General features: G+C 68.0%; 5 protein-coding genes and 1 pseudogene. 2 read left to right on the forward strand and 4 right to left on the reverse strand.

What is annotated here, in order from left to right:
- Nucleotides 1-993: 993 nt before the first annotated feature.
- Nucleotides 994-1,446 carry a hypothetical protein gene (locus ACFZBD_RS34845; protein ID WP_391147702.1) on the reverse strand — a complete coding sequence of 151 codons (453 nt, stop codon included), beginning with the start codon at nucleotides 1,444-1,446 and terminating at the stop codon, nucleotides 994-996.
- A 1,180-nt stretch (nucleotides 1,447-2,626) separates the two neighbouring features.
- Here ACFZBD_RS34845 and ACFZBD_RS34850 point away from each other — a divergent pair.
- Complete coding sequence (locus ACFZBD_RS34850; RefSeq protein ID WP_391147704.1) at nucleotides 2,627-3,202, forward strand: hypothetical protein; 576 nt, start codon at nucleotides 2,627-2,629, stop codon at nucleotides 3,200-3,202.
- Nucleotides 3,203-4,677: 1,475 nt separating this feature from the next.
- The gene (locus ACFZBD_RS34855; protein WP_391147706.1) at nucleotides 4,678-5,154 is read left to right on the forward strand and encodes a hypothetical protein; all 477 of its coding nucleotides are present in this window, start codon (nucleotides 4,678-4,680) and stop codon (nucleotides 5,152-5,154) included.
- A gap of 155 nt (nucleotides 5,155-5,309) precedes the next feature.
- On the opposite strand, the pseudogene ACFZBD_RS34860 reads toward ACFZBD_RS34855, so the two are convergent.
- From ACFZBD_RS34860 to ACFZBD_RS34870, 3 genes and pseudogenes are all read right to left on the reverse strand, one after another.
- A pseudogene (locus ACFZBD_RS34860) lies at nucleotides 5,310-6,650 on the reverse strand (IS1380 family transposase).
- A gap of 311 nt (nucleotides 6,651-6,961) precedes the next feature.
- Nucleotides 6,962-7,210: a type II toxin-antitoxin system RelE/ParE family toxin gene (locus tag ACFZBD_RS34865; RefSeq protein ID WP_391147709.1), complete on the reverse strand. Its 249-nt coding sequence runs from the start codon at nucleotides 7,208-7,210 to the stop codon at nucleotides 6,962-6,964.
- Nucleotides 7,207-7,494, reverse strand: coding sequence for a type II toxin-antitoxin system prevent-host-death family antitoxin (locus tag ACFZBD_RS34870; protein WP_391147711.1), 288 nt, complete (start codon nucleotides 7,492-7,494; stop codon nucleotides 7,207-7,209). Before ACFZBD_RS34870 ends, ACFZBD_RS34865 begins: the two co-directional genes overlap by 4 nt.
- Between the last annotated feature and the right edge of the window lie 161 nt (nucleotides 7,495-7,655).

Consider the following 7,655-nt stretch of genomic DNA (forward strand, 5'->3'; position numbering starts at 1 on the left):
CACCACTCCGCATTGGTCAGATCCCCACGGCCCATCCGGTCATCCTGACCCCAACACCCCCGCAACGTCCGGAGATCCAAGAAACAGTGCCTAGCCCGCTTCCTGCCCGGCGGCCCCGGCCAAGGAAGGGGCCGCTGCCCCACGGCTGCTGCGCGGGACAGCGGTGTCCCTGTCGCGGGGCGACTTGCCGCCGGGGCTGACCTGGAAGAACAGACCGTGCCTGATCCGAGGGCTCCCGCCTCGTTTCACACCCGGTCCGCTGCTCGGCGTCCACGACCAGGACGCGGTGTCCCAGGAGAGGCGTCGCGGCAGTTCGGCTGTGGAGGCCGTCCTAACCCTTTTCTGGTTGGCCAGCGCGACCGCGCCGTGGGGGGGGTGTCTCTATGTTCTTCGTCAAGGTCGTGGTGCCGGGTATGAGGCTGGGGGTCATGCGGCGAGGGTGATGGTGGGGGTTCGGGATACGTAGAAGGTGCCGTCTCGGAGCATGGCGAAGAGGACGCTGATGCGTTGGCGGGCGAGTCGCAGGAGGGCTTGGGTGTGTGTTTCGCCGCTGGGGCCGGCCTTTTCTGCGCCCCGGCCCTCCTCGGCATCAAGCCGTGGCGCCACTGTGGGCGCGAACGGTGCAGACATGACCCGAGAAGGGCGCCGCCGTACGCGGCCCGCAGGCGGGCGTACAGGGGGTGTTGCGTGCCATGGGGAGAGGGCGGGGCGGCCCGACGGTACTGCTCCCAGAGCGCATCTGGGCGCCAGGCCTCCCGCGCACGCCATATCGGCGCGGGCTGGCGCCGGCCCTACGGGAGCACCCCCGCGCCAGGGTCGGCAGGGCCACCGCCAGGGTGAGAACTCATGACGTGATGCCGGAGACTTCCAGCGGCACTGTCCATTCGCTGCCCTTGGACCTGGCGGTGATAGTGAGGCGCACCGGCTCGCTTGCGTATTCGCGGTGCCAGTCTTCCGTGGTGGTACCTGACCACGACGGCGGGTAGGTGGGGGTCAGGGCGTACCGCGTCCACTCGCCGACCGCCATCTGCTGCGGGGCAACCGTCCGGCCAGTGTTGTCGCAGCCGTCCGCGCTGAACTTCCAGGGCCCCCAGATGTGGGCGCGGACCTCTTCGGGAGTCGGGGTGCCCGCGAGTGGGGGCGCATCGCCCGGTGCGGGTTGTCGTTGCGCAGGGACGTGGTGATCTCGAGGGCGTGGTGGGACAGCAGTCCGGGCGGGCCTTCGAGGTGGACCCGCAGCATGGCGGTGGAGCGGGCCTGGTTGGCCACGACCGTGCAGCGGAAGTTCGGGGTGAGGTCGGCGTGCAGGCGTTGCTGCTCGATCCGGGAGAGGGCCTGCGCGGCCCCGTTGGCGTTGCGCGCGGCCCTCCAGGAGCCGATGGCGGCAACGGCAGCGACGACCGCGACGGCCAGAGCCAGGGCCGCGATCGTGTCGGTGGTGGTCATGGGGCAGGACGCTTTCGCCACCGCCGCGCCGGCTCCTGGCCAGTGCGCGGGACGCTGGTGGTGCAAGTTGTATCGCGCGATACGTCGCCGTGGGCTGGATCATGCGGAAAGGCCTGTACCTGGGGGCGATGCGGGCCTTCCGGTTGTGCGCGTCGAGTCAGGGGCCGGGGGGTCATTCCGCAGGCGCCACACCGAGAGCTCTGCTGGGACCGCGCGGCTTCCCGGAGCCGCTGTCCGGAGTCTGCCCAGGAACCACGAGGCCCGCCCCCGGGATGAGCGGTACCTGGTACCCAGCTGCATCAGCCTGTGAAGCTGGGACGCAACGGTTGCCGGGATGCCCGGGCACCGGCGATCGGGGGACAGCGGTTCGACTGCGCCGCACCCGGCAGAGTGACACCGGCCGGGCCGCATGGTGCGTAGCGTAGGAAGCAGCCGACCAGAACACACGAAAACTGCAACTAGCGGAATAGTCAGGACGTGAGGAGCACGTCCGGCCCCTGCGGCCACCACTCGTCCGGGTATCAAGGCCCGGCGGTATCCAGTCCGAGAGACGACCCGCAGGAAGCACGTTCCGCCCTGGTGCAGCGCAAGCGCAGTATCCGCATCCAGCCGACAGCAGCCGCCTCCGGGCGTTCGCTGGAATCCGGAAAAGGGACCTCGCCCTGCGACCCGGTCGTGACAGCGGGTGCTGTACCGCTGCAGGCATCCTCCCTGGCCAGAGCCAGGGCCGCCGCTTTCCGTGACTGAGAAACCTCTGACCAGGCACGTCGGTGAGGCCACCCGCGCTCCTCAACGGGCACATCCCCTGCGCGTGTCCGGCCGTCCCGCTCCCGGCACCGGGCGGGGGAACGGGCCCTGGGGAAACCCACCCAGAAGCTTCATCCTGCGCAGCCGCTCCCCTGCAGGAATGCCATGATGCGCATATCACCCGAAAAGGTACTATAGAGACGTATTTGTACTACGCAGGGGCGCGCAAGGCCTGCTGGCCTCCCGCGTCCGTACCCGCTCAGGTACCGCTGAAGGGCTGCTCTCTGCGGCGGAGACCAGGCGGGCTGTCCGTGCCCGGCCCGGGCACACCGCGGGCAGCAGTATTCCCGACGGCAGCACCCCACCCGGACCAGGACCGGAAACGGGATTCCTACGCGGCTAGCTGGCTGAGCCGCTTCCACGAGGAGTTGCTATGCGCTTCCGCAGGCATCTCGCAGTTCTGACCGCTGCCACGGTAGGCGCCGGTCTTGCTACGGTCCTGGCACCTTCCCCTGCATCGGCGGGCGTCCAGTGGGCAACTTGCGGCTCCATACGCTGCATAAACGGGACCACCGTCAACCAGACGCCCTACGAGCTCAGACTGGGCCTTCCGGGAGAAGGCGTTGAGAGAGGAAAGGGTTTCACTCCTCAGAATACGCAGGACAAGTACGACGCGGACGACAAGGTCTATCCGTTCACCTGGGACAAGTGGACCGCGGGCGTGCAGGGCTGGATCGACAAGCTGGATGTAAATGTCACATATAATTTCAAAGCCGGCAGCGACACCTACGTAGTGGCCTGGTATCCCACCACTGCCTGGGGCTCAGCGGGCGGCGACAGGAACTCATGCTTCGTGGACAAGTGGGAGGGCTTCAAGCAGTGGAACGAGCAGGCCCACCAGAGAACGCCCATGCAGGCAAACGGGGCGGGGACTCCGTTTGAGTGCATGGCCCCCACGCCGGAAGGCGGGTACGTCTCCAACGTCACGCTTACGCTCAAGGCGAGGTAGTAATACAGGCTGTCCGGACAGCCGCTCCGGGGCCCGCCTGCTCTCTGCCAGCCCCCGCCCCCGCAAGGGGGCCAGCCGCTCCGCGGGCGTCACGCCCCCGGAGCGGCTGCGTGATACAGCCTGCCCCCGGCACGTAACGGCAGCGATGCGCCGTACGTGCAGTGCTGTCCGGGGCGGACCGCTTCATGTCGGCCCCGGCCGTCCGGGCTCTTTCGTCCGTCACCCGGCGCCAGCTCAGGGAAGACTCGATGCGCCCGCTGGTCTCCGTCCAGCGCGACCACGGAGACGAAGCCGTCCGCAACTGCTGGCGCGCGGCGGAAGCCGCCGGCGATCTCACCGGACGCGGCCTCCGCGGCGCCGCTGTCGAGCGCGGTTACAGCTTGGCCGCCGAGCCGCCCGCCCCCGGGCCAGCGCCGCGCGCACTGACTCCCTCCACACTGCTGAACCTGACGAAACTCAGCCAACTAGCAGCAGACGCCCAGTCCACGCACGCGATATGTGCAGGTCCCTGTGCGAGGAACTCGGCAAACCGAAGCCCCAGGCAAGGGAAGTGTCCAGATCTGCAGGCTGGGCATTTACCCTGCTGTACAGCGACCGCGGTAAGCGTCCCGCGATCCCTCAGGAACCTGAAACTCTTGTGATCGCTGGGTCTGCTACGGATCTCAGCTCTGAACCGGGAAACTGCTTCGAGCGGCGGCCCCCTGCCGCTGCTGGCCCAGAAGGCTCAATACGACTGGCGGGCGATACGGATCTTCCCGACTGGCCAAGGACCGTGACGCCCTCGACGGCTCCTCCCATGCCGCGCCGCCGGCCCCTGAGCGGGTCGCCGGGCCGCTACTCAGGGACGCAGGTGCGATACGCACGCGCCGGCCCCAGGTCCCGGATACGGGCCGAATAGCTTGCACAGCAGGTCCACTCCCTGCTCCGGCACCCTGCCAGCGCGGGGGTTGGGCGCACGAGGGGATGACCTGGGCAGCCAGGACAGAGACCATGAGGCGGCAGACGTCGCCAGCGTCCTTCGTCGAGAGCCGTTCCGGCCGCTTGGCTGCCGGCTCGACCCGCTCGTGAATCTTGAACGCCTTGGCAACGAAGAAGGCTGCCGGGCCGGGCGCTCTCCCAGCACAGCCCGCCCGGGCAGCCGCGCAGGCCACCGGCCGGCACGGCACCGCGCAGACGACGGCCGCCGCAAGCTCCCTCCCTGGCTGGCCGCCCCCGGCGCGTGCCCCCGGTCCCCCCGGACGGGGCAGAGCAGCAGGCTGCAGCCGCCATGCTCTGCCGGGAGACGGTGCCCACAGGCCCGGCGGCACTCCTGGTGTCCCCGTTCCCCCCGGCGCACTACTCCGGGGAGGCCACCGGCCGGACGGGGCTGCCGGCCACTGCATCATCCGATATGACGGTGAAAAATGGCAAAATGCCAGCGTATCATCATATATATTCACTTCGATGCGGTCGGCTAATTGATCCAAGGAGTTCTTATGAGTTCACTGCGCAGGCGTTCGGTGCTTTTTGCAGTCGGCGCGACGATTGTCGTATCGGGAATTGTTCCAGGGGCTGCTTATGCGTCTGAAGTGAGGGGTGGCGACGCACCTGTGAGTGCTCAGACCACATGCGCCTATAGCTGTAGCTACCGAATCCAGAATACTTCGCAGCATGCCCTCAAGCTCATCTCGTCGGAGGATGCGTCATTCGCCGAGGGCAAGGGCCCTGATGCTGAGATAAAAAGGGGCTGGACGGACTTTGTGACCGTCAACTATCTGAACCCCGACCCGAATCGGCAGCCAGTGATCAGCTACCAGGATACGGTGAACGGCACCATGTATTCTGTATTCCTGCAGGACTTTGTCAACGGGAAATCCAAGATGAAGATCACCCGGTCGGACGGGTCAGTGGAATTCCGTGAGGCTGCGTACAACGTCTACCCCGACACAATCTACTTTGACTTGTATGAATAATTAATTTCGGTCTTTCCTGATGTGCCGCCGGCTGAGTCGGCGGCACATCCTATTGGGTAGCGGAGCGTGGACAGGCTGAGGGCCGGGGTGGTCCGAGGGTGTCGCCTCCACGGCTCCGGTCGGGTGGTGATACTCGCGGAACGGGAACGTGCTGGTCAGCCGGGGTTCGGGAGAGTTTCGAGTCGTGTCAGGGCGTGGGTGATCACGTCGGTCCAGGGCCGGTGGCGTGCGAACCTCAGGTGCCGGCGGCGGGCGGTGGTGATGACCTGGGCGGCGGAGAGGCGGCGGGGCTCCCACCTGCGGGTTTCGCCCAGCAGGGCGAGCATGGGCATCCATGCGAGGAGGCCGGGGGCGATCTGGAGGATCTCCAGCCAGATCTGGTTCTGCGCGGTGTCGTGCACGGGCAGATTGCGCAGGCCGGTGGCCCGCGCGGCCCGGATGCGGCCTCGGCCCGGGCCCGTCGGCGGTGCCGCAGTTCCAGTGCCGCGGCCGGCATGCCGGTGGTGTTGGTGGCGAAGCAGGTCAGCCGCAGGCCGTCGGCGTCGGTGATCCGCAACCGTACTCCGGGACGGGGCCGTTCCCTGCGGACGATCAGCCGCATTCCCTTCGGCCAGCCCTAGGCAGTCGCCGGTGATCTCGGCGGCCCGTGCCCCGTCCCGGATCGCGCCGCCGGGCTCGGTCGCCGCCGTCCAGGCCGCGGCGGGGACCTTGAGTACAGCCTGGTGGATCTGCTCGGTGACGGTCATGCCGACCGAGTACGACAGCCGCCGCCCGCGCTGGGCGAGCCAGGCGGCGAACTCGTGGGTGCCGCCTGCGGAGTCGGTACGAATCAGCGTCCGCCGGCCTCGCCGGTAGGTCTTCGGCAGCTGGGCCAGGGCGAGCCGGGCGGCTTCGATGTGGTCGGCGGCGGTGCTGCTGCCCGCGCTGCCCGGCCTGAGCAGGCCAGCCACCGGCTCCGTGGTCGGCGAACCCCGTCAGCGGGTGGTGCCCGAAGGTCTTCTTCCAGGTGATCGGCCGCGTCCTGCTTGTCGGAGTGGGAGATCACCAGGACACCGTCCAGGTCCACGGTCACCTGCCCCTCGGCGTCCGGCGCCGGGCCGCCGGCACGTTGCCAGACGTGTTCGCGGGCCTGAGCGCGGGCCTGGCGGATCGCGGTCAGCGCACGGTTCCCGCCGGCGGCGAGGGTATCGATGAGCCGGGAGACCGTCGGATCGGAGGCGACCGGCCCGAACACGCCGGGCTCGGACCGCAGCATGGCGACATCGGCGAGGCAGTCGCCGCCGAGCGCGACCGCGAGCGCCACATCCAGCACCGTTCTTGCCAGGATCGTGCACCGCACGGGGCTTCCGCCAGGGCGCCAGTGCCGTCGATATCGCCTGATCCAGACCGGACTTGCGGACCGTCTCCACCAGCAGCACGGCCCCGGCCTGCGAGACCACTCCGCGACCACCGCCCTCGACGCGGACGCGCGGGTACGACCCGATACGCTTCTTCACCCTGAAAGTGCCTCCGGCAGGGGCGGGAACAAGGGCCCAGACAGTCCTCATTCCCGCTGGTCAGAGGCACTTTCTGCTGTCCTGATCACCTGCTGGACAGCCATTTCGTGAAAGCGCGAGGCTAAAACCCCGCTGCCGGGCGTTGAGTGCGGCGGCTGGGTTGTGCAGAACAGCTCCGGCGCGGTGAGCGTAGGTGAAGAACTGATGCAGGGCCGTGAGCCAGGAGGCTCTACGGGCGTGGTGACGGCGTTCGTGATCAGGCCCGTTGTGCTCGGCCCCGCAGGTCTCGGTGAGACGGAACACGTGCCGGATCAGCCGACGTGTCCTACATGCTCAATGTGCAGCGTGCTGCTCTGGGTGTCGATGCGGTACAGGATCCTCCACGGGCCGCTGTGCAGACGCCGGTGGCTGCTCCCCCACGCACGAGAGCCGGGGGGCGCTGGATCATCTGTAAGCCGGTCCGTCGCATGCAGCAGTGCGTCCACACCGGCAGGGTCGGCCTTCAGGTGGCCGGCCGCTTCATTGAGGGCTGCCGACTCCCAGGTGATGCTCCAGCTCACTTGCTGCCCCGGCCTGCCGCCTCGAGGAGCACGAGTCGCGCCTCGGAGTGCGGGACGGGAGCCGGGGTGATTCCCAGCGCCCGGTCGCGCTCCAGGCGCGCGACAGCCAAGGCGTCTTCGAGGTCCTCCAGCTCCGCCGGGGAGATCAGGACGGCAGCGGGGGTACCCCGGTCAGTGAGAGTGATGTGCTCATGCTGGGCGGCACGACGCGCGAGGTCACCCAGGCAGGCACGAGCTTCAGCAATCGGATATGAACTCGGCATGAATCTAGAGTACACCAACATGACACTCTGTAGGGATGAGTCGTCCCGCGCCCCTGGAGGCAGCTGACGCTTGGAGTTGGCAACCGATTAAGACCTCGTTTCACTTGGTGAGCCGCCGGTAGTTGATGAGGCTGGTGGCGATGGCTGTGAAGGCGAGGAAGTGCTCGGGCTTGCGCTCGTAG

Origin of the sequence: Streptomyces sp. NPDC008121, assembly GCF_042957155.1 — a bacterium.
In the GTDB taxonomy this organism is placed as follows: Bacteria; Actinomycetota; Actinomycetes; order Streptomycetales; family Streptomycetaceae; genus Streptomyces.

Excerpts from the sequence above, each read along its gene's own strand:
- ACFZBD_RS34845 (WP_391147702.1), bottom strand. The coding sequence starts at position 1,446 with ATGACCACCACCGACACGATCGCGGCCCTGGCTCTGGCCGTCGCGGTC.
- ACFZBD_RS34850 (WP_391147704.1), top strand. The coding sequence starts at position 2,627 with ATGCGCTTCCGCAGGCATCTCGCAGTTCTGACCGCTGCCACGGTAGGC.
- ACFZBD_RS34855 (WP_391147706.1), top strand. The coding sequence starts at position 4,678 with ATGAGTTCACTGCGCAGGCGTTCGGTGCTTTTTGCAGTCGGCGCGACG.
- ACFZBD_RS34870 (WP_391147711.1), bottom strand. The coding sequence starts at position 7,494 with ATGTTGGTGTACTCTAGATTCATGCCGAGTTCATATCCGATTGCTGAA.